The organism is Chelativorans sp. (genome assembly GCF_031180965.1).
GTDB lineage: Bacteria > Pseudomonadota > Alphaproteobacteria > Rhizobiales > Rhizobiaceae > Chelativorans.
In genome coordinates this window covers 1-1,801 of the sequence record NZ_JAPSLH010000062.1, presented here as the reverse complement: position 1 = coordinate 1,801, position 1,801 = coordinate 1, and the positions used below count along the sequence as shown (strand labels likewise).

Sequence of the window (1,801 nt, the reverse complement as noted above, 5' to 3'; positions counted from 1 at the left end):
GGAAGAGGATGCAGGGCGCGGCCTTGCGCGCCTCGGCGAAGAGGCGCCGGACGCGGAGCGCGCCGAGGCCGACGAACATCTCCGCGAACTCCGAGCCGGAGGCGTGCAGGAAGGGCACGCCCGCCTCGCCCGCCAGCGCCGCGGCCAAACAGGTCTTCCCATTGCCCGGCGGGCCATAGAGCAGCACGCCGCCGCAGGGCGAGGCGCCGACGGCCGCGAAGCGCGCGGGGTCACGGAGATAGGCGACGATGTCGCCGAGCTCCTGCTTCGCCTCCTCCTGCCCCGCCACATCGGCGAAGGTCCGGCGCGCGCCGCCCTTCGAGGCGTCGAAGCGCCGGCCCGCGCGTGACATGTCGCGCATCTTGAAGGCCCAGGCCGCGGCGAAGGCCAGGATGGTCGCGAAGCCGAGCAGCGAGGTGATGGTGGGCAGGCGGTCGGGCGCCTCCGGCCGAAAATGCAGTTCCACCCCGGCGGCGGTCAGGCGCTCCACCGGCTGCCAGGCCAGGGGTACGCCCAGCTCGCGAGGCTCCGCGGAATCCCGCAGCAGCACCTCGGCCCCATCAGGCCGGACAGTGACCTTGGCGACGCGGCCGGCTTCGAGCGCAGAGAGGTACTCGCCGAAATGCATCGGCGCCAAGCCGGGGGTGGAGAAGGCGAAGAACAAGGCGACGACGATCGCACCGAGCGCGCAGGTGGCGGCTGCCGCGGCGGCACCCATGAAGAGGCGCGCGCGCAGCCCCGCGCGCCGCCAGCTCCGCAAGAGGCCCTCGATGAACTGCATCGGGCGGCGGTGCTTGCTGGCTGGTCGGGGCATCATCGGCATCAAGACATCCTTGACGTGGTCGGGTCGCGACAGGGTGCCTGGCACCGCCGGCGAGCTATCACACAGTATTTAGCATTCAATTTCGCTCCACCACCAGCGAGGAGCGCAGCCATTGCCGCTCCGGCTCGACGCCGCTGTCGCCAAGGTTTCCGCTGCAGCAGGGCTGGCGGCGAAACCGGACCCCGGCGGACCGTGTTACGGCCCGATACAGGAGTGCAGCGACCTGCCGGACGCGCAGGCCGTGCCGCTCAGGCAGGAGGGCAACACCTTGAACAGCATCGTCTACATCGTGGGCGCCGTCGTCATCGTCCTCGCGATCCTATCCTTCCTCGGCTTCCGCTGACGGGCGACGCCGGGCCCGCTCGATGGAGCCGGGTCCGGGGGTGGCGGGAGGAGGCGCGGCATCGCCCGCGCATGATGCAGCCTGAGGCGGCCTCGCCGCCTCAGGCTTTTTGCTTCACGGCGAGCATGACGATGGCAGCAATACGCCTAACCACCCAAGGACACTGATCCGCCCGCCGCGATCCGTGCTTCACGGCTCACGAAACTGTGTCATCACGCCGATTAAACTTCTCCACCTGAAACGTTCTTGTTGCCTACCGAGCGCCCTGCCCGCGGCAACCCGTCGCGGGATGAGCAACCCCGGGGCGTGTGCATCACCTGCGCGGAGGCTTCATGTCCACCATCCGGCCTATCCTGATCGTCGAAGATGACTCGGCGCTACGGGCGACCCTCGCCGAGCAACTCGCTGCCGAGGGCGGCTTCCTCGCGGAGGAGGCCGAAAGCGCCGCCGCCGCCGAGGCCAAGCTGGCCCATGCGGATGCGCGCTACGACGCCATCCTGCTCGACATCGGCCTCCCCGACGGCGATGGCCGTGAGCTCTGCGCCAAGCTCCGTCGCAACGGCAAGAAGATGCCGGTCATCATGCTCACGGGCGCGGACGCCGAGGCAGATGTGGTCCGCGCCCGTGAGCATGAT

Annotated in this window: 3 protein-coding genes; 2 read left to right on the top strand and 1 reads right to left on the bottom strand. The window is 69.7% G+C overall.

Translation table 11 applies throughout. From position 1 onward, the window contains the following. The coding region (locus RIN79_RS21500) for an AAA family ATPase (RefSeq protein ID WP_309086748.1) at positions 1–823 on the bottom strand (823 nt) is incomplete at its 3' end. 112 nt (positions 824–935) lie between these two features. On the opposite strand from RIN79_RS21500, the gene RIN79_RS21495 reads away from it, so the two are divergent. Beyond that, positions 936–1,166: a hypothetical protein gene (locus tag RIN79_RS21495; RefSeq protein WP_309086746.1), complete on the top strand. Its 231-nt coding sequence runs from the start codon at positions 936–938 to the stop codon at positions 1,164–1,166. Positions 1,167–1,498: 332 nt separating this feature from the next. Then, a partial coding sequence (locus tag RIN79_RS21490) for a response regulator (protein ID WP_309086745.1) occupies positions 1,499–1,801 on the top strand: 303 nt, incomplete at its 3' end.